Annotated in this window: 19 protein-coding genes and 2 rRNA genes (1 of these 21 only partly in view); 6 read left to right on the forward strand and 15 right to left on the reverse strand. The window is 47.0% G+C overall.

The genetic code is table 11. The features are described 5' to 3' along the window. Nucleotides 1–8: 8 nt before the first annotated feature. On the reverse strand, nt 9–326 hold the full coding sequence (locus tag ACO05Z_RS15410) for a helix-turn-helix domain-containing protein (protein ID WP_421903079.1): 318 nt from the start codon (nt 324–326) through the stop codon (nt 9–11). Nucleotides 327–518: 192 nt separating this feature from the next. Here ACO05Z_RS15410 and ACO05Z_RS15415 point away from each other — a divergent pair, with 192 nt between their 5' ends. From ACO05Z_RS15415 to groL, 3 genes are all read left to right on the forward strand, one after another. After that, on the forward strand, nt 519–1,163 hold the full coding sequence (locus ACO05Z_RS15415) for a S24 family peptidase (protein WP_421903080.1): 645 nt from the start codon (nt 519–521) through the stop codon (nt 1,161–1,163). A 185-nt stretch (nt 1,164–1,348) separates the two neighbouring features. Then, nucleotides 1,349–1,636 carry a co-chaperone GroES gene (gene groES, locus ACO05Z_RS15420; protein ID WP_421903081.1) on the forward strand — a complete coding sequence of 96 codons (288 nt, stop codon included), beginning with the start codon at nt 1,349–1,351 and terminating at the stop codon, nt 1,634–1,636. Nucleotides 1,637–1,722: 86 nt separating this feature from the next. Continuing rightward, nucleotides 1,723–3,399, forward strand: a complete 1,677-nt coding sequence (groL, locus tag ACO05Z_RS15425; RefSeq protein WP_421903082.1) for a chaperonin GroEL — start codon at nt 1,723–1,725, stop codon at nt 3,397–3,399. A 104-nt stretch (nt 3,400–3,503) separates the two neighbouring features. On the opposite strand, the gene lipA is transcribed toward groL, so the two are convergent. From lipA to ACO05Z_RS15450, 5 genes are all read right to left on the reverse strand, one after another. Further along, nucleotides 3,504–4,379 (reverse strand): lipoyl synthase, encoded by an 876-nt coding sequence (lipA, locus tag ACO05Z_RS15430; RefSeq protein ID WP_421903083.1) that lies wholly within the window; start codon nt 4,377–4,379, stop codon nt 3,504–3,506. 110 nt (nt 4,380–4,489) lie between these two features. Next, the gene (gene gcvH, locus ACO05Z_RS15435) at nt 4,490–4,879 is read right to left on the reverse strand and encodes a glycine cleavage system protein GcvH (RefSeq protein ID WP_421903084.1); all 390 of its coding nucleotides are present in this window, start codon (nt 4,877–4,879) and stop codon (nt 4,490–4,492) included. A gap of 45 nt (nt 4,880–4,924) precedes the next feature. Continuing rightward, the gene (gene lpdA / locus ACO05Z_RS15440; protein WP_421903085.1) at nt 4,925–6,349 is read right to left on the reverse strand and encodes a dihydrolipoyl dehydrogenase; all 1,425 of its coding nucleotides are present in this window, start codon (nt 6,347–6,349) and stop codon (nt 4,925–4,927) included. A 23-nt stretch (nt 6,350–6,372) separates the two neighbouring features. Next, nucleotides 6,373–6,801: an OsmC family protein gene (locus ACO05Z_RS15445; RefSeq protein WP_421903086.1), complete on the reverse strand. Its 429-nt coding sequence runs from the start codon at nt 6,799–6,801 to the stop codon at nt 6,373–6,375. A 422-nt stretch (nt 6,802–7,223) separates the two neighbouring features. Next, nucleotides 7,224–8,216, reverse strand: coding sequence for a tetratricopeptide repeat protein (locus tag ACO05Z_RS15450; protein ID WP_421903087.1), 993 nt, complete (start codon nt 8,214–8,216; stop codon nt 7,224–7,226). 271 nt (nt 8,217–8,487) lie between these two features. Here ACO05Z_RS15450 and ACO05Z_RS15455 point away from each other — a divergent pair, with 271 nt between their 5' ends. The 3 genes from ACO05Z_RS15455 (at nt 8,488) to ACO05Z_RS15465 (ending at nt 11,127) form a co-directional block, all read left to right on the forward strand. After that, nucleotides 8,488–9,717: a M48 family metallopeptidase gene (locus ACO05Z_RS15455; protein ID WP_421903088.1), complete on the forward strand. Its 1,230-nt coding sequence runs from the start codon at nt 8,488–8,490 to the stop codon at nt 9,715–9,717. Nucleotides 9,718–9,859: 142 nt separating this feature from the next. Continuing rightward, the gene (locus tag ACO05Z_RS15460; protein ID WP_421903089.1) at nt 9,860–10,513 is read left to right on the forward strand and encodes an L-fuculose-phosphate aldolase; all 654 of its coding nucleotides are present in this window, start codon (nt 9,860–9,862) and stop codon (nt 10,511–10,513) included. A 2-nt stretch (nt 10,514–10,515) separates the two neighbouring features. Then, nucleotides 10,516–11,127 (forward strand): MarC family protein, encoded by a 612-nt coding sequence (locus ACO05Z_RS15465; protein WP_421903090.1) that lies wholly within the window; start codon nt 10,516–10,518, stop codon nt 11,125–11,127. An 11-nt stretch (nt 11,128–11,138) separates the two neighbouring features. Here the strand turns inward: ACO05Z_RS15465 and ACO05Z_RS15470 are convergent, their stop codons facing one another. The 9 genes from ACO05Z_RS15470 to ACO05Z_RS15510 all read right to left on the reverse strand — a co-directional run. Beyond that, a complete protein-coding gene (locus ACO05Z_RS15470) occupies nt 11,139–13,106 on the reverse strand; it encodes a response regulator (protein ID WP_421903091.1) in 1,968 nt (655 codons plus the stop codon). A 294-nt stretch (nt 13,107–13,400) separates the two neighbouring features. Further along, the gene (locus ACO05Z_RS15475; protein ID WP_421903092.1) at nt 13,401–13,949 is read right to left on the reverse strand and encodes a chemotaxis protein CheW; all 549 of its coding nucleotides are present in this window, start codon (nt 13,947–13,949) and stop codon (nt 13,401–13,403) included. Between the two features lie 96 nt (nt 13,950–14,045). Continuing rightward, nucleotides 14,046–16,070 carry a methyl-accepting chemotaxis protein gene (locus ACO05Z_RS15480; protein WP_421903093.1) on the reverse strand — a complete coding sequence of 675 codons (2,025 nt, stop codon included), beginning with the start codon at nt 16,068–16,070 and terminating at the stop codon, nt 14,046–14,048. 176 nt (nt 16,071–16,246) lie between these two features. Beyond that, the gene (locus ACO05Z_RS15485) at nt 16,247–16,591 is read right to left on the reverse strand and encodes an Hpt domain-containing protein (RefSeq protein WP_421903094.1); all 345 of its coding nucleotides are present in this window, start codon (nt 16,589–16,591) and stop codon (nt 16,247–16,249) included. Nucleotides 16,592–16,638: 47 nt separating this feature from the next. Continuing rightward, nucleotides 16,639–18,162: a glycosyltransferase family protein gene (locus ACO05Z_RS15490; protein ID WP_421903095.1), complete on the reverse strand. Its 1,524-nt coding sequence runs from the start codon at nt 18,160–18,162 to the stop codon at nt 16,639–16,641. A gap of 322 nt (nt 18,163–18,484) precedes the next feature. Next, nucleotides 18,485–19,018 (reverse strand): GGDEF domain-containing protein, encoded by a 534-nt coding sequence (locus ACO05Z_RS15495; protein WP_421903096.1) that lies wholly within the window; start codon nt 19,016–19,018, stop codon nt 18,485–18,487. Between the two features lie 59 nt (nt 19,019–19,077). Continuing rightward, nucleotides 19,078–19,812: a response regulator gene (locus ACO05Z_RS15500; RefSeq protein WP_421903097.1), complete on the reverse strand. Its 735-nt coding sequence runs from the start codon at nt 19,810–19,812 to the stop codon at nt 19,078–19,080. 380 nt (nt 19,813–20,192) lie between these two features. Continuing rightward, a 5S ribosomal RNA gene (gene rrf / locus ACO05Z_RS15505) occupies nt 20,193–20,307 on the reverse strand. Nucleotides 20,308–20,404: 97 nt separating this feature from the next. Next, a 23S ribosomal RNA gene (locus ACO05Z_RS15510) occupies nt 20,405–22,394 on the reverse strand (it continues 944 nt past the right edge of the window).

The following is a 22,394-nucleotide window of genomic DNA, read 5'->3' on the forward strand; positions in this document are numbered from 1 at the left end:
ATAAAATATTACATTATTTCGGAATCACGTTCAACGTAATTGGCAAAACTACGAATCCTCTGGGCTGTACGCACTGAAATACCGAACCGCTCAGCCACTTGCGCCGGAGTAGCTCCCCGATCATATGCCTTGAGAATACGTTCCCGCAATCTAAGCTTCTGCAACTCATCCAGATCCGGCACAGAAACTCTCGTACCGCCCCAACAATACATCAACCTCTCTGCAGCCTCCCTGCCCAGCACACTGATCAAACCTTCGGCAGACATTGCCCGCCGCCCATCCATATCAGGAAAAATTCCAGAACCAGAAACAGTCTCCCCCCCCATCTGCATACTCCTTTACGTTTTTAAATTCACGACAAAAGAAACAATGACGGGACACTTACTATTACCAAAAAACATCATTTGCAAGCCATTTTATAAATTTATAATACCAAATGGTAAAACTTAGCAAAATACAGAAACTTATTAAGGACATTTTTATTAAAAAAAGATACATATCATTACCAAGGAGGACACATGGGTTTCTATAATGATTTAGTAGAAGGGTTGCGGAACATGATTGGTCAGAATCGCAAGTACGCCAACCCGACACAAATGGCCAAGGCGTGTGGCGTAGCTCCCAACCAGATAATCCGCTACATTAAACAGGAGCGGGGCAAGCATATTCAGGTACTGGCCCGGGTCCTTGATGAAATTGGCGCCCGAATTATTTTTCCTGAAGACAACGCTTCAAGCGGGAACGATTTCTGTAATCCCCCGAAGGCTCTTGCCCGCGCTGACCGGGATGGCGAGAAGTTAAATATTGACGAAGAGGCTCAGGGGCTGCTGGCATTCAGCATCAATTGGATGGCAGAAAAAGGGAACCCGGACTCCATGAAACTGCTCACTGTTACCGGCAATGCCATGGCCCCGCGCATTGAAGACGGCAACCATGTGCTGGTGGACGAATCACAAAAAGATTTCTTTGAAGGACGTATCTACGCAGTGCGCATTGACGAAGAAATTCTGGTGCGAAGAGTGGCAAGAGAACCGGGCAAAATCCTGCTTCTTTCCGAAAATCAGGAAATCTCCCCCGGGCCGATAGTGCTTGAAAGCAACAATCCGGCACACAACTGGGCCCCCATAGGCAGGGTAGTTTTTGTAGCCAAGGACCTTCTCTAAAAGTCACAATTTCATGATTTTCAAAAAAAAAGCTATCACGCTGTTGACAGTTTTTAATAATGACTTACTTTCATTCAATCCCTGCGGCAGGATTCTTTTTCCTACTAGCTCATGAAAGGTCGCAGTGAGTCACAGGCCAAGAGCCTGAAAGCAAAAAATAGTATCGAAATATTGGAGGAAAACTGATGAAACTTAAGCCGTTAGCAGACCGTATTCTGGTCAGACGCCTTGAAGTGGAAGAAAAAACCGTTGGCGGAATCATTATCCCCGACTCCGCAAAAGAAAAGCCCCTCAAAGGTGAAGTTATCGCAGCCGGCCCCGGCAAGGTGGATGACAATGGCTCCAGGGTCGCTTTGGGCGTAAAAGAAGGCGACGCTGTTCTTTTCGCTAAATACGCAGGCACTGAAATCAGCATCGAAGGTGTAGATCACCTGATCATGCGTGAAGACGACATCCTCGCTGTTGTCGAATAGTCAGACTGCTCCAGCAATCGCACATACGAACAGCCCAAGGGCTGCATAATTGAATACATTTCTTTATTTTAAGGAGATAACACCAAATGGCTAAACAGATTCTTTTCGACGCCAAAGCTCGTGAAAAACTGAAACTCGGCGTAGACAAGCTCGCCAACGCTGTAAAAGTAACCCTCGGCCCCAAAGGCCGTAACGTTGTTATGGATAAATCCTTCGGTTCCCCGGTCATCACCAAGGACGGTGTTTCCGTAGCCAAGGAAATCGAACTGGAAGACAAGTTCGAAAACATGGGCGCACAGATGGTTAAGGAAGTTGCTTCCAAAACCTCCGACATCGCTGGTGACGGTACCACCACCGCTACCATCCTTGCTCAGGCTGTTTTCACCGAAGGTGTAAAACTCGTTGCAGCTGGCCGTAACCCCATGGCTATCAAACGCGGTATCGACAAAGCTGTTGAAGCAATCATCGACCACCTCGAAACTCTTGCCAAGCCCACCCGCGACCAGAAAGAAATCGCTCAGGTTGGTACCATCTCCGCTAACAACGACGTAACCATTGGTAACATCATTGCCGAAGCCATGAACAAGGTCGGTAAAGAAGGCGTTATCACTGTTGAAGAAGCAAAAGGCCTCGACACCACCCTCGATGTTGTTGAAGGTATGCAGTTCGACCGCGGTTACCTCTCCCCCTATTTCGTATCCAACGCAGAAAAAATGATCTGCGAAATGGATGAGCCCCTGATCCTCATCAGCGAAAAGAAAGTAACCAGCATGAAAGAACTCCTGCCCGTTCTCGAGCAGGTTGCTAAAATGAGCAAGCCTCTGGTTATCATCGCTGAAGACATCGAAGGTGAAGCTCTGGCTACCCTCGTAGTTAACAAACTGCGCGGTACCCTCAATGTTGTTGCTGTTAAGGCTCCCGGTTTCGGTGACCGCCGCAAGGCAATGCTCGCTGACATCGCAGCCCTCACCGGCGGTGCAGTTGTCTCCGATGACATCGGTCTCAACCTCGAAGCAGTTTCCCTCGAGCACCTCGGTTCCGCAAAACGCGTTGTAATCGACAAAGAAAACACCACTCTCGTAGACGGCGCCGGAGAAGGCGAACTGATCAAAGCCCGTATCGGCCAGATCCGCAACGAAATCGAACTCTCCACTTCCGACTACGACCGTGAAAAGCTTCAGGAACGCCTCGCCAAGATCGTTGGCGGTGTAGCAGTAATCAACGTTGGTGCTGCAACTGAAACTGAAATGAAAGAAAAGAAAGCACGCGTGGAAGATGCTCTCAACGCTACCCGCGCTGCTGTTGAAGAAGGTATCGTTCCCGGCGGTGGTACTGCACTCATCCGCTGCATCGCTGCACTGGAAAACGTAACCTCCTCCGACGATGACGAATCCGCAGGTATCGACATCATCCGTCGCGCCATCGAAGAGCCCCTCCGCCAGATCGCTGGCAACGCCGGCCTCGAAGGTTCCATCGTTGTTGAGAAAGTAAAAGAAGCAAAAGACGGTAACGGCTTCAACGCTGCTATCGGCGAATACGAAGACCTGATCAAGGCCGGTGTTATCGACCCCAAAAAGGTTACCCGTATCGCTATCCAGAACGCAGCTTCCGTTGCAGGCCTCCTGCTGACCACCGAATGCGCTATCGCTGAAAAGCCCGAGAAAGCAGCTGACATGCCCGCAGGCATGCCCGGCGGCATGGGCGGCGGTATGCCCGGCATGGGTGGCATGGGCGGTATGGGTGGCATGGGCGGCATGTACTAAGCCAGCCTTTCCATCCGGCTCACAAAGCCAATTAAAAATCCCCGGCAGCCACAACGGTTGCCGGGGATTTTCGTTTTGCTCTCTATTTAGGAGGATATGAGAACTTATTTTTTCAGCCCTGCAAAAAGGGCCGCATTGTATGAAGAACGAACAAGAGGAGCGCTGTACATGTGCGGGACACCCTTGCCTTTGCCGTAGCGGGCATATTCTTCAAAAACATCAGGATGGACATAGCGCAGCACTTCGGGATGCTTAAGTGAAGGTCGCATATACTGCCCGATAGTTACAATGTCACAACCGATGTCTGCAAGGTCGTCAATCACCCCTTGCACTTCCTCATCATTTTCACCTAAGCCCACCATCAGCCCGGACTTGGCGATGGCCCCGGCAGACTTGACTCGCTCAATGAGTTCAAGACTCTGCTTGTAGTCGGCCTGCGGACGGATATCCTTATAATGCATAGGAGGAGTTTCCACATTGTGGTTGATGATATCCGGCTGGGCTTCAATGACAAAATTCAAAGCATCTTCATCCCCTTGAAAATCCGGGATGAGCACCTCAATAGAGGATTCGAGCAACTCTGTCCTGACCGCACGGATGGTGGCTGCAAAATGCGCTGCCCCGCCGTCGGCAAGATCATCACGGGTCACCGAGGTAATGACCACATGCTTAAGTCCCAACCGCTTGGAGGCTTCAGCAACCCGCGCAGGCTCAGTAGGATCGAGAGGCGGAATGTCGCCACTTTCTATATTGCAAAAGGCGCAGTTGCGGGTACAGGTATTGCCCATAATCAGGAAAGTTGCCGTATGCTCGGAAAAACATTCAAACATATTTGGACACTTGGCACTCTGGCAGACAGTGTTCAGGCTTAGGTCTTTAACCAGTTCCCGGGTAGCACTGTAAGTCTTGTTGCAGGGGATTTTGACCCTAAGCCACGGTGGAATGCGCAGATACGGTTTAGAAGGATCTTTGGAGCACATAGCAGGCCTCCTGATATTTGTAGAGCGGCCCGCACAATTGCAGACCGCTCTTAGGTATAAGCTCCGTCAAAGGAGTGGACGTCCCGGATATGGGGTCCGGAACAGGTGGCTTACTTGATTTTTGCTGCGTAATCTTCGTGATTCAGCAGCTGGCTTTTATCTGCGTCAGCATCAAGGGAGATGCGCAGCATCCAGCCGTCTTTATAGGGTGAAGTGTTCACATCTTCAGGAGCGTCTTCAAGACCTTCGTTGATTTCCTCAACAGTGCCGGAAATGGGCATGTACAAGCTGCTGACAGCTTTAATGGATTCAACTGTACCGAACTCTTCACCTGCGTCGAAATGGTCACCTGCGGAGGGCAGGTCAACAAATGCAACTTCACCGAGCTGGTCCTGAGCAAAGTCGGTGATGCCGACAACTGCGGTGTTGTCATCGTTGATGAGAACCCAAGTGTGCTCGGGATGGTAAAGGACGTCTGCGGGATAGGTAAGTTCACTCATGATTATCTCCAAAAAGTTTTTTATTCTGAAAAGTTAAGGTAATGATTAGCAACCGCGAAGCCACGCTTCACAACACTCGTAAAGGCCTTCGGCGAGGGTCGGGTGGGCATGGATAGTGTGAGCCACATCAGCAGCGGTAAGCCCTTTTTCAATGGCAAGACCTGCTTCAGCAATGAGGTCGGTGGCGTGTGCCCCGGCAATGTGGGCACCAAGAATCTTTCCGCTTTCTTTCTCGCAGATGATCTTGAACATGCCTGCGAGTTCGCCCATGGCCTGCGCCTTACCCAGTTCACGGAACTGGAAAACCTGTGAGCGGACTTCAATGCCCTTCTCAATGGCTTCTTCCTCAGAAAGACCGACAGTACCGATCTCGGGGGAGGTAAAAATACCGGAAGGAATCACGGAATAATCAAGGGCGCGTTCTTTACCGAAACAGTTATCCACCGCGCAAAGGCCTTCGTGTGATGCAACATGGGCCAACATCACCCGGGAAGGTCCGAGAATATCACCGATGGCATAAATACCCTCAGCGGAAGTGCGCATGTTCTGGTCAGCCTTGATCCAGCCGCGCTCGTCGGTTTCAACACCGGCTTCAGCCAACTTAAGACCGTCGGTGTTGGGGATTCGGCCAACAGCTACCAGCACTACATCAACTTCAATGGTGGTCTCGCCACCTTTTGCATTTTCAACAAAAGGAGAAGGTCCGAGAACACACTGAACTTTGCCATCCACAACTTCAGCGCTCTTAACGGTCTTGGCAACCTGCACCTTGATGCGATGTTTCTTGGCCTCACGCTGCAGGAGCTTGCTAATATCCTTGTCAACAGAAGGAACGGGCAGCAGGCGGTCCATGCCTTCCACGATGGTCACCTCAGAACCGAAAGCACGGTAGATAAAGGCCAGTTCACAGCCGATTACTCCACCACCGACGATAACCATTTTCGCGGGAACATGATCCAGATTAAGGGCATCATCACTATTAATGATGTGCTTGTGATCCACGGGCAGGGAAGGCAGGTCGAGAATGGATGAACCGGTGGCGATGATCACGTTATCGCTTTTGATTTCCTCGGTACCTTCTTCAGTGTGGACGAGCACAGTCTTATCGGAGCCAAGTTCTGCAGTGCCGCGCACAACACGGATCTTCAAGGATGCACAGGTCTTTTCCAGACCGCCGCAAAGCACCTTACGGACCCTTTCTTTACGTGCAACCACAGCTTCCATGTCTGCCTTAAAGCTTACAGCCTCTTCTCCGCCTTCAACTGCGATGCCGAAGGTGTTGAGCTTTCCGGCAGTCTCAAAGGCTTCAGCAGAAGATTTGAGAGTCTTGGTCGGAATGCAACCCCAGTTCAGGCAGGTTCCGCCAATCTCCGCTTTTTCAATCAGAGTAACATCAGCTCCCCGGCGAGCGGCTTCAAAAGCAGCAATATGACCGCCAGGACCTGATCCGATAATAGTGATGGATGGCATGCTTTCTCCTGTTGTGAAAATTATTACAATTCTTCGAGCTGAAGGTTGTAGGTCATGGGAAAAGCTTCATGCAGGGAAGCAGTAATCAGGCAACCCTTGCGCATGATTTTTTCCACACGATCAAAGATAAAACCGTAATCTTCATCCATGTGTACGGTCACATCAAGAGTGATGCCGGTTACACGGGCACGCTTCTTTTCATCCATACCGGTTTCAAGGGTGGCAGTTGCGGTGATGCGTTCGTACTCAGCGCCGCGGGTCTCCAGAGCCTTGGCAAGAGCGCCACAGAAACAATGCAGGGTGGAAGCTGCGAGAAGCTGCTTGGCAGTACCGCCACGCTGGTCTTCAGGAATCTGGGCATAATCAATTGAGATTTCGCCAAGAACCTGTGAATTTGTATCGATAACCTGCTTACCACCTGCACGCTCATATGAAACGGAAAGTTCAGCCATTTATATTCTCCTTTGTGATTTTTCAGACAAACTTATGTGTCGCCCCAAAGCTCTATTCGTGCCAACACAAATAAAATACATATTTTCGAATACTTACTAACAAAAATATACCCCGGACGACAGAATAGACAGTTATATTCATGAATTTTACGACAAGGATGTCGCATTGATTCAGCAAACAATCTAGGTATTCCCTTAAACTCAACGACATCCTAAAAACGACAACTATGTCGTGCGTCAACGTATAAATTCTGCAGTACTCCCATTCTCCCTGTAAAACCGCAATCTATACCCGAAAAGTATACTTTCTTAACACAACGACACATTTGTCGCGCACAAAACTGAATTACCTGCTGTAAATAAAAAAGGCCGCATAAGCGGCCTCATAAAAAAAATGGAGTAAGGTAAAAGATAAGTTGATCTTAAAAATCCAGCTTGATTGCTTTGGAAGCTGCAGGCTTTTTAGCAGGAGCTTTTTTCTTGGCAGCTTTCTCTTTCTTTCCACCAGATGAACCGCCGTCGAGGTTAAAGGACATGCTATCCTTTTTCCCTTTAGCTCCACCGGCTGAAGACTTCCCTTTCATATCACTAGCTGTTGCTCCGGGTGTGTATCCGCGCCCGAAAATCTTGGGACCCAATTTGTCTGATATCTTCTTGGCCTCACGGTTGAGGGGATTCGCTTTAAGTGCTGCGGCTGCGGCATCGTATGCTTCTGTGTACATGCGCTTGGCAAGGAACAGTTTGGCCTGACGGATATAAATACTCTCGTTAGCTCCGAAACGGCGCACAATATCCTTAATCACAGCAAGAGCCTTGTCCTGTTCAGTCATCATTTCGTAGGCCAAAAGAAGTGAAATATAGGGTCTGCTGTCAGAAGGAGTCTTCTCAATTGCCCGCTCAAGATACTCTACACCGTCAGCCGGAAAACCGGATTTAACAAGCCTGCCGCCAACGTCCTGCAACAGTCCCCTTTCCTCCGGAAAGGCCTCGGTAATTTTACGGAAATATTTCTTGGCTTCCTTGACGTTCTTTTCCATCAAGAACTTCTGCCCGGCCAAAACAAATTTATCGATCTGATTTTTCTGTTTGCGGACCTTCTCAACTGCAGCCTTTTCAAGAGCATTTTTGATGGTGTCATGAATCTTCATCAACATGGCAGCCAGTTTTTTCTCCTGCCCTTTGACATATTTCATACCCCGGGGAAGTACGCGTTTGAGTTCTTCCATAGCCAGAAGCTGCCGAAACACTTCATCAATGAGAATGCCGATTTCAAATTTCTCACGCCCGAAAACCTGACTTGATGCAAGCTCATCAAGAGACAGGCTCAACGCATGCAGACAGCGCATGTAATCCTTCCGCTGTCCGTAAGACTTAGCGCGGGCAATATTTTCTTTAATGCTCTTTGGCGAACTCATTCAGTAAAACTCCCTCTCAAACCATCATCTGCAAAAAACAGTACAGATCCGACAAACATAAAAAACTAATTTCTTAATTTTAATATATAATTGTTGACTCTATACCGTTTATTGTCAAGCACAGAGCTTTTTTTGAATTTAATAATAAATTATATCCCCGACAGGCTGCATTGACGAGGTCAAGCCCAAGAGGTAGTTATACGCCGTAACATGTTAAGGCCCGCTATCTCAGCATTACCAGATTTTAACACTCCAAAAGCGCGACACTTAAATGAACATATACCTATTCATTATCATATTTTCCCTTGCCGGGGCATGCCTGCTGGGTATTTTTGCCCGCCAGCTCAATCGCAAGGCTCTCTCCCCCGAACTTCCCGCTGAATTCAGCACCACCTTTGATGCAAACGAATACCGTAAGTCTCAGGATTATACCAAAGCAGGAATCGGCTTTGAGAACATCTCAAGCTCATTCAACACCCTGATCACCATCCTATTCATCCTTTTAGGCGGCTTCAACGCCGTTGACCTCTGGGCAAATGGTTTCGGCTATGGAAGTATTGTAACCGGGCTGATTTTTTATGCCGGACTGGCTATCCTCAGCGACCTCGTCTCCCTGCCGTTCTCCCTCTACAGCACATTTGTCATAGAAGAAAAATTCGGGTTCAATAAAACAACCCTCAAGACTTTTTTCATGGACAAACTCAAAGGCTACCTGCTGGGCGGTATCATCGGCGGAGCAATTCTCAGCGGAGTTCTTCTTTTCTTCAATGCTGCCGGATCGCTGGCTTGGCTCTGGTGCTGGCTGTTCACCGTGCTGATTACCCTCGGCGTGCAATACATTGCCCCTACATGGATTCTGCCTCTGTTTAATAAGTTCACCCCCCTTGAGGATGGCGAACTGAAAGAAAAGATCGAACAATTTGCCGCAGAAAACGGTTTCGAACTTTCCGGCATTTTCATGATTGACGGTTCCAAGCGCTCCACCAAGGCCAACGCCTATTTTACCGGGTTCGGCAAGAAGAAACGCATCGCCCTTTTCGACACACTGATCAACAATCTCTCAACCGATGAAATCGTGGCCGTGCTGGCTCATGAAATCGGGCACAGCAAGCTCGGACATATCCGCAAAATGATGACCATGAGCATTATCAATACCGGGGTAATATTCCTGCTCATGTCTTTTTTCCTCGGCAATAAGGAGCTCTTCGCCGCCTTCGGCATGCAGAATATTTCCGTACATGCCGGCCTGATCTTCTTTGCCCTGCTCTACACTCCGGTATCAATCGTACTCTCCATCTTCAGCAACATCCGCTCCCGGAAACACGAATTTGAAGCGGACGCTTTTGCAGCGGAAACCACCCGAACCCCGGAAGCACTGGTCGAAGCACTCAAGAAGCTATCGGTAAGCAACCTTGCCAACCTCACTCCGCATCCCTTTTACGTCTGGCTGGAATACAGCCATCCTCCTGTGTTAAAGAGGATTGAGGCACTTCGTAATTAGATTTGATGCGCTACGCGCTTTTGGAAAATAAGATTTTGCCTCCAGCGGCTCTCCGAGGTCCAGAGAAACTTTTTGAAAAAAGTTTCTCTGGACACTTCAAAAACTTTTAGTTTGGCTTCGCCTCTTCGTATGGAAAATTGATATGCTGCTCAGAAAAGAAAAAGAATTAGTAGTTGAGTATGGAAAAAAGCTCCTTGAATCAGGTCTGACAACCGGGACTGGCGGCAACCTGAGTGTATTTAACCGTGAACAGGGCTTGGTGGCTATCAGCCCCAGCGGATTGGATTACCGTCTTTCCACCCCGGAAGATATTGTGGTTATCGATCTGGACGGCAATATTAAGGATTCCGAGCGCAAACCTTCCAGTGAATACGGTTTCCATACTATCCTGTACAAGGAAAGAGCGGACGTAAACGCAGTGGTTCACACCCATTCAGTCTATGCCACAACTGTGGCCTGCCTGAACATGGAACTCCCTGCTGTGCACTATCTGGTAGGTTTTGCGGGCAAAAAAGTTCCCCTCGCCCCTTACGCCACTTTCGGCACTCCGGAACTGGCAGAGAATGTGATCAAGACCATCGGCAATTACAATGCCGTGCTGCTCGCCAACCACGGACTGATTACAGTAGGCAGAGCCATGGGTAATGCCTTTGATGCTGCTGAGGAACTGGAACTGGTTGCCAGAATCTACATTCAAGCACTTTCGGTTGGTAAACCCGTTATTGTCCCTGACGATGAGATGGACAAAGTTATCGATAAATTTTCCACTTACGGACAAGCCGGAGGCAAGGACTAACTATGGAAACAGGACAGCTCAGCACAATTTTCGAGATCGCATTTCCTCTTTTCCTGATCATGGACCCTCTGGGTAACCTGCCGGTATGCCTGTCCATGCTCCGAGAATACTCTCCTGCCCGTCAGCGACGGATTTTGCTCCGGGAACTCTTCTTTGCGCTGGGGATCATTATCCTGTTCATGTACTTGGGTGCCGGACTGATGAAAATGCTCAACATCCACCAGTCCACCCTACGCATTGCTGGCGGGGTGATCCTGTTCATCATTTCCATGAAGATGATTTTCCCAAAACCTGAAAGCGCTGCCGATGACACAGAAAAAGATCCGTTCATCGTGCCCATTGCGGTACCGCTCTTTGCCGGACCATCCCTGCTGGCGGCTGTAATGGTCTATGGTTCAAAAGGAGATGCCGGGGTAAATGTACTTTCCGGGGTGCTGATTGCATGGGCCATGAGTTTCATAATTATGATGACCGGACCGACTATGGCCCGGATACTGGGCAAAAGAGGACTCAGGGCCTGCGAAAGGCTTATGGGCTTAATTCTTATTCTTTTATCAGTACAGATGCTGGAAGACGGGATAGCCTATTACATTACCAATGTCCTTACCAACTAAGCGGACGGTAACTATAGCCGTCCCAGAGCGCTAAGACGTTCAAGGGCTTTTTCCAGCTCCCCGGAGCTGACTGGCTTTGCAATATAATCATCTACGCCCAAATCGGACATCCGCTTAAAATCGCTTTCCTGACCATATGCACTCATAACTATGATGGGGATTTCCCGTATCTGGGAAGTCCCCTTTCTAATTGAAGCGATAGCGTCAAAACCGTTCATCTCAGGCATCTGCAAATCCATAAGCACCAGATCGAATTCTTCATTTTCCATATGATTCAAAACTTCGACCCCGGTACTCGCAGTCCGAACTAAATGTCCCCAGCCCTCAAGCTTTTTACGCATGAAAACCTGACTGCTTATATCGTCTTCTGCAAGTATGATTCGCAAACTCTGCATGGGCGCAGATTCCTGGGCAGCAGGCCCTTTGCCCGCAGGGACTTTAATCCTGAAGCCTAACTCAGTAGTGGCCCCTTCTTCAAAATACAGCTCACCATTAATAATTTTTGCATTCTGCTCAAGGCAACCGGAATAAGAACCTCCGCTTAATGGCGGAGCACAATCATTTCCGGCAACATAAAAAGAAATCAACGCGTAATCGCCAGCTAAAGAGCACTTTATTCCGGCGGTGATATCTGATTCAGGAAAAACCTCCAGACCGCTATTTATCAAGCAAAACAGTGTCTGATTAAGAATCTTACGGTTGCAGATAATGGCATCAGGCAGCCCCGAACCTATGGTCAGATTAATTTTCCTGTTCTGAATAGCTGCGGCCGGCAGAAAAAGCTCCACGGACCTTTTAAGACAAGCAACAGGGTCTAGTGATTCAAACTTTTGTGGATCAAAATTACCGGCCAGCCCGTTCAGTGAATTATTGACAACTTCTTTGAAGCGTTCAGCTGAAACCACACATTTATGTACATACTCCCTGGCTTCAGGAGCAAGTTCCATATGATCAAGGACATGGAGACTGCCGATAATTCCGGCTAAGGGGGTTCTCATCTCATGACAAAGGGCCTGCATCAAAGCTTCGTCCCCTTCACTACTTGCAGGTTCAATAGCAACGGTTTCTTTGTCAATTCTTCGGGCACAACCAACTATGGCTTCCGGCTCATCCTGCTCATTTCGGACAAGAAAATGGCGCACATCAAGATGCAGTCTCTCACCACGCGAATTAATGGCAGGAACCTTCATGACAAGCTCACTTCCACCGGCTGCAATATCTTTAAGTCTTTCTAAAAATTGATCTGCAATCTGAGGTGCCAGATAATCGTAAATACTTGTCCCAATGCACAATTCCGGGGCAATTCCGGCAAATTCAGCAAACTTTTTACTTACTTTGAGAAAATTGCCTTCAAGATCATGGATGAACATGGTCTCAGGGGCACTATCCAAAGTTGCCTCCAGATAACGCTGTCCCCTAGCCGCTTCTTCCTGAACTCGCTCCTGTACGGAAATGTCACGGACAGTACCGGCAAATCCGCTGACATTGCCATCAGCACTATAAGTATTCTGCAGGACATGACTTAGCCTTACTTGCTTCCCATCAGCAGCCGTCAGGTCCACTTCAAATCTATAAACACCATCACCGGAAGATATTCCCGTGAGATTATTCTCCACCCCTTGCTCAGACTGAAAATGTTGCAACAGGCTTGAGAGCTCATCATCTTCTACTTTTCCGGAAATACTCTTCTCAAGATCACGGCAGCCGTCATCGCTAAATATCAGCCTGCCATTTATATCAGTGGTATAAAAACAAGCACCGCTATTCCTCAATATCAGGGAAGTCTGTTGAATCTGCCTGAACTGCTCTTCGACATAAAAAGTTTTGATTTTCCAGGCAGCAAGAGCCAGCACTCCCAGTCCGCAGGAGAAAAGTCCTAATTTCGCCCCCCAATATGAACCGGATAAAAAAACTCCGGAACCCAAAAAAAGAACAGCTACGCTACCATATAATAAAATAAATCTTATATTCTTGGACATAACCATTCCTGATCAGCCTCATTGTGGTTAAAGATGGCCTCAAAACATAGGCCACAGTTAAGATAGGAAGCATAGGCTTACTAATATTTTCAAAACATCACAACTAATGTCTCAATAATGTGACTTCACACCATTTTAGAAAACAAATTTTCCCATTTGCTAGAATATATCAAGGCTCCACCCCCCTTCGCATTATTATTGAGAAAACAAAAGTAAAGCCCGCTTCCAATCAATAGAAGCGGGCTCCGCGTAATCCTAATTCTCGGGCAGATCAAATCCACCCCGCAGCAGAGTTTACAAACTCAAAGTCATCCCCTGATCGGGATTAACTTCCGGTGCTGTCTCGGGGGAGGGAGAATCCTGCTGCACACTCTTGAGCATGGCCAGCTCTTCTACGGATAAAATTTTGTTAATATCAAGAATGATAACAAATTCATCATCCTGCTTACCCATACCCCGGATGAATTCAGTCTTGATTGTAGTACCCATTCTGGGCGGCTCTTCAATCATATTTTCGGTCAGCTCAATTACTTCCCGGACTGAATCTGCCAGCGCCCCCATTACCGTACTTTCGCCGTCAAAAGAGACCTCAACAATAATGATGCATGTGTTAATGGTATCCTCTGTCCGGCTCATTCCAAATTTAAGGCGCATATCAACAACAGGAACCGCGTGCCCCCTCAAGTTGATAACCCCCCGCATAAACTTGGGCGTTCTGGGGATTCTGGTTATGGGGGTAAGTTCCAAGACTTCCCGTACACTGGCTATATCCAACGCATAAATATCCTTGTTCAAGGTAAACGTCAGATACTGGTTAGTCGTACTATTTATCTCAGCGTTCATTATTCCACCTGCCTCAAATTTGATCATCCCTGTACATAAAAACACTACCTAATTGCTACAAGTATATATCAAGCTAGCAAAAACAACCAGTGCTTATCAGAATTTTTCAAAGTCATTGTCTGAAAAATCACTGCCCATGTCCAGAGAAACACCGCTGACATTCTCAGGCTCAGACTGGGGCTGAACCTTCGGGGCAGAAACTTCCTTAACCCGGGCCACTGGAGCAGAGACCTTAGGAGCGGGATTAGACTTTACCATAGTCCTCGCTGCGGGTAGAGCCTGCACTCTGGATCTAGGCTGGTTTCTAACCCTGAAGAAGCTCATAACCTGCTGCAATTGTTCAGCCTGACTGGACAATTCTTCCGAAGTGGAGGCCATTTCCTCTGAAGCTGAAGCATTCTGCTGTGTAACCTGATCAAGCTGCTGCACAGCCTTATTGATCTGCTCCGCACCGGAAAGCTGTTCACTACTTCCAGCAGCAATTTCCTGTACAAGCTCAGCGGTCTTCTTAATATCCGGAACAAGCTGGGTCAGCATTTCACCGGCCTTTTCAGCTACACTGACAGTACTTGAAGAAAGTTCACCTATCTCTCCAGCAGCAGCACCGCTTCGTTCAGCAAGTTTACGGACTTCAGCAGCAACAACCGCAAACCCCTTACCGTGTTCTCCGGCACGGGCAGCTTCAATTGCTGCGTTCAGGGCAAGAAGATTGGTCTGACGGGCAATTTCCTCAATAATGGAAATCTTCTCAGCAATATTTTTCATTGCATCGACAGCCTTGGTGACCGCATCTCCACCCTCTTCTGCCTGCTGAGATGATTGCAGGGCTATCTGCTCAGTCTCATGCGCATTCTCTGCATTCTGCCTGATGTTGGCAGTCATCTCTTCCATGGAAGCGGAAACCTCTTCAACACTGGCTGCCTGCTCTGTGGAAGCCTGTGACAGGTTCTCCGCAGTAGCGGAAAGTTCTTCACTGCCGGATGCGACATTCTCTGATGAAATACCAACTTCACCCACAACTGCGGATAACTTGACCACCATATCGTTCAATGATGCTGCCAGAATTCCGATCTCGTCACGCTGCTTAATGTCCAAAGTTCTGGTAAAATCACCCTGAGCCATATGCTCAGCAAAAGAAACACCTTCGCGAATAGGCCCGGTAATTATACGGGTCACAGTAATCGAAATTACAGCGCCCATGACAAGGGCAAGTGCAAGCCCCCCCAGAATCATGGAGAAGGAAGAGGTAATGACATCCTGTGCCGAGACCTGCTGTTCATCCATCAGGACCTGACTGAGATTCAAGGCATCTGCTCCAACTTCAGCCATACCCTTCAACTCTGTTCCTTGAAGATCAACTTTCTTAACAATAGAATTGAACCCGTCAAGATAGTCACGGGCTGCACTTTCAAGCTCGCCTACATTCAGATCAGAATTGGAAGCAACCCAGCTATTTCCACGAAAGGCATCGCATTCATTAATTACTGAATTGAGCAAGGAGCGAGTCTGGCTTACATACTCATCCTTACCTGTGCGCAGGTAATTTGAAAAAGTAAATCGGCTGGTTATAAATTTCTTCTCAAGGTCTGAAATAGTAGAGTAGGCTTCAAAAACATTCGCCATATCGAGACCGACAGAGGTTCCGTCCATTCCCACTTCCATGGCTTTCCTTGCACGCTCCTCAATTCTGGAGACTGCTGAATCTAGCTTGCCAACAGCTGCAACACAATTGCTTATCGCTTCCGTCTTTTCATGCTCATACTGAGCATATCGATCAAAGATTTCACCATACTTTGCGGCCTTAGCCGCAACTCCGGTTACGTCATTAAGACCTTTACCGGAAAAAATGGCTTTATTGGCAGATATATTTTTCCCAATCTCACCAATAGAACTGTGAAACTTATCTTCAAACTCAGCAGTTCCCCGCAAGGTATAATAGAGAACCATCAATCTGGAATTATACATGTCAGTGACTGCTTTGCTAACAACATCGGTTCGCTTGGCTTCGTCTGCAACCTTAGACAGTCCGTACCAGCCAACAACTCCAACAACTGCTGTCAGCAACAGAACTACAACAAAACCCCCGCCAATCTTCCATCCAAGTTTCAAATTCTTGAACATCTGATGTCTCCTATTTGCCAGACACAACTACAACTCAATTGCGATTAACAAAATAACAACACTACCAACATTCTACAAACAGCCGCATGTTCCACATTACATTCTGTTTACAGCACAAATTTGACATTTAAGATACAATTTGCATTATATTCACGAAACAACATTCAGCTCAAGCACTACTTTCCAAGATGTTCCTTAACAGCTCCTAAAACCGCTTCAAGTTCCATGTAAACTTTAGGCATTAATTGTCTGGCCCTGTCCAAATCACCTTTCCGTGAAGCCATCTCTATTCTTTCAGCCAGCAGAGCAATAGCATTAGCCCTTATCGTTGCGGAAATTCCTTTCAATGCATGCGAATATTTCACAACAAGAGCTTGATCGCCGTTTCTAACAGCTTCAGCTAAGGATTCAGTCCTCGCAGGTGCGTCTACCATATATACTTTTAATATCTCGCTCCCTAGTTCACGATCTCCACCAAGATGACTGTAGAAAGCCTGCTCATTAAATACTACTTCAGACATGGTTGCCCTCCGCTAATGTAATAATTCCAGACTTGCTTCTAGCATAATCAAGACCAATTAACCAATTTATAAAACAGGGGAATTTCCAGCTCAACTTTGCGTTTGAAAAAACGGGTCTGACCGGTCTTTGCAGCAAGCGCATTTGCATTTTCCAATTCCTTAAGCCCTTCCTGCATTCTAAAAACCTTTAAACTGGTGACAGCCACTTCTGCGCTGATTCTCCAATCTTCAGGATAATGAAGGGATAGATGCGATAGAAAACCGAGCCTGCTGGGCTCCCCGCCTTTAACTCCATTGAAAATGGAATCGAGCCTCCTGTAGATTTCTTTGTCAGATGAATCCCTGTAAAGAGCGGCAAAATAGCAATCAGAAGCACACGATGGGATATCCTTAACTTCATTAAAAGCAACTCCGGAACGAATGCGCAGCCCATTCCTTAATGAAGCATCCCCCCAAAGTTTCAACAGATGCACCTCATCTTCCGGTTTAACCACAGCCTCAGGCCTGCTGGAAGCGTTAAAGGAATACCAGAAATGCTTTGCAACCTCCCATAAACCGAGTTTCATAGCACTGAGAGAAGCGCTCATATTGAAATAACAATCTGCCGAGCTAAGGCTTTTATCCAAATAAGGACGGGCAACACCCATAAAAAGATCACTCAACCGTGATCGGGCAAAAGTTCTAAGCAACGCAACATCGCGCAGCTCACTTCTATCAAATGCAAGCAGGCTCTTCAGCAGATGATCCCAATCAACATTATAGCCTCCTGATTCTCCCAGTAAAAATTCACTCATACACAACAGGAGTTCAGCCCGCTCTTCAGGAGCATTGCGAACAGGTGTATTTTTGACAATTTCATAAATTGCAGCGGCTCTGGATTCAGGGAGATGGTCTTTCAACACTCGGGCGTAAGCAGCCATACCAAACGAACCACTACGTGAAGGATCTTTTTCAAAGCGATCTATGATTTCCTTCAATTCAAGGACGTCATTATAGACCTCAATCTCTTTTCCGATCTCAAACAGTTCCTCAAGCCCGCCGCCAACTTCAGGAGTAACAACAGCGCATCCGCACGATGCAGCCTCAAACAAACGAAAGTTAACTTCCCCAAAAAGGGCTTCATTAGGAGCAATCCTAGTATTTCTGTATAGCTCCATCATTTGCCGATAATTTAAATTATCTTGAAAATTGAGATTGTACTGAGACTTTAAGAACTCAACGAACCAAAGCCGGGAACGTCTATGCGAAGTTACCCTACCGACAAAACTCAAATCGTGTTCCCGTCTGCTATGGGGGATTATGCCGCCGCCAGTCCCGGCTCCTGAAATACTTCCCATCCAAGGCAACCACTCAACTTTTGCCTTACAAACTTTCCGAAGCTCCGGGACATACTTTTTCTGAGTTGTCAAAAGGCAATCAAAAAGATCAGCATAGAAAATATGCCAGAACATATTCATATGCGTATCCACAGACCAGAAAACCTTGACGCAATCCAACGCATGAAGACCGGTCAAAAATAAACGACGCCCCAAGGATTCCTGCTGTAGAATTAAATCCGGCTCAAACTTCATCTCATCAAGCTTGGCAGGAAGATCAAGTTTTCCTTCCTGACCATGAATCTGCTCAACCTCAAAACCCATTTCAACAAATGCTTTTACAAGTGGCGGAGTGCAATTAATCAAAAAAAGTTTATGCATGTGGAAGATATACGCTAAGCATGTGCATCTTGAAAAGATAAATCAGGCCTGAGTACCCCCTGGTTTTGATTGAACTCTAAACAAAGATAATGAATATCAAAATCAATACAGCAACATAGTAATAATCTCAAGCAAAAATTTATCCTAAGAAACGGCCGCAGTTTCCAGATGAAAACTGCAGCCTGATAATCACAACTTATGTGCAAGCAATGCTTCCTGCGCCTTTCATTTTGGCAGCCTGTAATAAGCGCTCAGCACCCGAGATCATTTCTTCTAATGAATCAGCAGAACTTGTATTAACTCCGATGGAAACGGTCACCTTAATCTTATACTCTCCAATAGCAAAAGCATCCTTTGCTATATTAGCGGATAACTCCTTGAAAACAGATTCCACATAATCAAGCTTCATATCTGCACATAAGACACAAAAGGCATCACCGCCATAGCGGCTGACTACATCACCTTTTCTAAACCGGTTGCGGATAATTTCAGCAACGAACCTGATAACCTCATCACCGACCAACTGCCCATAAGTTTCATTGCAGGCTTTAATATTATCGATATCGATCATCACAGCGACCAATGAAGCTTCAGAACGTTTCTGCTGGGCAAACAGCTTCTCTCCGTATTTAAAGAGAGCTCTACGGCTGAAGACATCAGTCAGAACGTCATTATCTGAAATACGTTTGATAGTCTTAACATACTCAGCACTGTCTAGAGTATTGTTCACCCGGCAGTAAAACTCCTCCGGTTCAAATGGCTGTCTAATATAATCATTCGCTCCACTTTTTAAAAATTCTGCCGATGATCCAGAGCCCCCTCACAAGCGAAGCCAATTATGGGCAAATTTACCTTTGAATGATTCTTTCGAATTTCCTTAATCGTAGTCGGCCCATCCATAACAGACATTTGATCACCAGTTATCACAAGATGAACATCTTCGCTGTTAATTAGTTCTAGTGCTTCATTTCCATCGGAAGCTTCTAGAACCTGAAAATTGTTTACAAGCAATAAATCACGGCAGAGTTCACGGGTAGTACTTGATTCATCAACAACAACCGCTTTCCTTGAAATATTTTTCCTCAGCCGATCCACAAGGTTTACTACATGCTGAATGTCATCAAAATTTACCTTCTGCACATAATCAACGATCCGCTTGGACCACATGGTGGCGCGCAACTCTTCACTAATTTCTCCAGTGAACACAATTGATGGGATATTATATGAAACAACTAAATCGATGACTTCTCCGTTTGGAGCGTCAGGGAGGACAATATCGAGAAGAGCCACAAAAAAATCATCAGTAGTGTTTTTTAGATATTCAGCGGCACTGGCATAGTCGCTAAATAGCATTATCTCGACATCTAGTTTCGCAAGTATGCTTCTCTTCAAAATACCTGCAAAAGTAATACTATCTTCGACAATTAAAACTTTACTCGGCCGAGTAGCTCCGGAAGACCTATTCTCTGGTGACATATGTGCCTCAATCTCTTTTTTAAAACCAATTGTGCTGTGATGCTCCAACCTACGACTCCGTAAAGGAATACCTTAATAATAACACAAACTGGGAATTCCATTCTAGGACATTTCTTAATGACCTGGATCAGAACAGTCAATTAATGGTGGAACAGCTTGAAAGTAATTTGGAAGACAATACCCACTTAAGCACCGCGCAAAAAAAAGACCAGACATATTACATTACTCACAGCTATACATATTTATCGGAATTTTATATAATTAAAAAACCATCAACAGAATATCATGCGTTTAAATACGCTTTTTACTGAATCCACCTAATGTAAAAAAACACACCCCGCACTCATCAAGAGTCCGGGGCTAAAAAACTCATCTTCCCCAAACGCAATAAAGCCCCCTTGAATTAACAAGGGGGCTTTGAAATAAAAAGCTTGCGGCGACCTACTTTCCCACTGGCTACCCAGCAGTATCATCGGCGATGGAGAGCTTAACTTCCGAGTTCGGAATGGGGTCGGGTGTGACCTCTCCTCAATGGCCGCAAGCAAATTTGCTTGCTCTTTTTGAGCAAAATATATTGTTTAATAGAGAAGAATTTACCCCTTACTTTAACTAGTAGAAGTTAAAGTTAAGGGAAGAGAAGAAAAATAAGTCGCACGATTTATTAGTACTGGTCAGCTGAATGCATCGCTGCACTTACACCTCCAGCCTATCAACCAGGTGGTCTACCTGGAATCTTTAGATGCTAAAGCATAGGGATAACTAATCTTGAGGCAGGCTTCCCGCTTAGATGCTTTCAGCGGTTATCCCTTCCGAACTTAGCTACCCTGCAATGCCGCTGGCGCGACAACAGGAACACCATAGGTTCGTCCACCCCGGTCCTCTCGTACTAGGGGCAGACCCTCTTCAATTATCCTACGCCCACGGTAGATAGGGACCAAACTGTCTCACGACGTTTTAAACCCAGCTCGCGTACCACTTTAATCGGCGAACAGCCGAACCCTTGGGACCTGCTTCAGCCCCAGGATGTGATGAGCCGACATCGAGGTGCCAAACCGCGCCGTCGATGTGAACTCTTGGGCGCGATCAGCCTGTTATCCCCGGCGTACCTTTTATCCTATGAGCGATGGCCCTTCCATGCGGAACCACCGGATCACTAAGACCAACTTTCGTTCCTGCTCGACATGTCTGTCTTACAGTCAAGCTCCCTTATGCCTTTGCACTCGACGGCTGGTTTCCAATCAGCCTGAGGGAACCTTTGCAAGCCTCCGTTACTTTTTGGGAGGCGACCGCCCCAGTCAAACTACCCACCAGACACTGTCTCTAGGCCGGATAACGGCACTAGATTAGAATTCAAGACTATCAAGGGTGGTATTTCAAGGTTGGCTCCACCGACACTAGCGTGCCGACTTCAAAGCCTCCCACCTATCCTACACATGATAGCCCTAAACCCAATGTCAAGCTATAGTAAAGGTGCACAGGGTCTTTCCGTCTTACCGCGGGTAACCGGCATTTTCACCGGTAATTCAATTTCACTGAGTCTCTGGTTGAGACAGTGGGGAGATCGTTACGCCATTCGTGCAGGTCGGAACTTACCCGACAAGGAATTTCGCTACCTTAGGACCGTTATAGTTACGGCCGCCGTTTACTGGGGCTTCAATTCGGAGCTTCGCCGAAGCTAACACCTCCTTTTAACCTTCCAGCACCGGGCAGGCGTCAGTCCATATACATCGTCTTACGACTTAGCATAGACCTATGTTTTTAGTAAACAGTCGCCCCCCCCGATTCTCTGCGGCTCCAAACAGCTCATTAAGTGAATCAAGTCACCGTCTGGAGCATCCCTTCTCGCTAACTTACGGGATCATTTTGCCGAGTTCCTTAACCAGAGTTCTCTCAAGCGCCTTGGTCTACTCGACCCGACTACCTGTGTTGGTTTGCGGTACGGTCAACAAATGCTAAACTTAGAAGATTTTCTAGGCAGTCTGGAATTACTCACTTCAAACGTAAAGTTACGGCATCGTGTCTCGGCCTTAAAGGAAAACGGATTTGCCTATTTTCCAAGCCTACGCACTTACACCGGCATATCCAACAGCCGGCTGAGCTATCCTACTGCGTCCCTCCATCGCACACATTTGCTGGTACGGGAATATTAACCCGTTTTCCATCGACTACGCCTTTCGGCCTCGCCTTAGGGACCGACTAACCCTGGGAAGATTAGCTTTACCCAGGAAACCTTAGTCTTACGGCGAACAAGTTTCTCACTTGTTTTATCGTTACTCATGCCAGCATAATCACTTCTCATTAGTCCAGCAAACCTTCCGATTCACCTTCATCCCATCTGAGAACGCTCTCCTACCGATGCGTCAAAGACGCATCCCGTAGCTTCGGTACCATACTTAGCCCCGTTACATTTTCGGCGCAGAATCGTTAGACCAGTGAGCTATTACGCTTTCTTTAAAGGATGGCTGCTTCTAAGCCAACCTCCTGGCTGTCTATACAACTCCACCACCTTTTCCACTGAGTATGGATTTGGGGACCTTAGCTGACGGTCTGGGCTGTTTCCCTTTCGACTACGGACCTTCGCACCCGCAGTCTGACTCCCAGGATATATCTTACGGCATTCGGAGTTTGAT

The organism is Maridesulfovibrio sp. (assembly GCF_965230075.1).
Lineage (GTDB): Bacteria > Desulfobacterota > Desulfovibrionia > Desulfovibrionales > Desulfovibrionaceae > Maridesulfovibrio.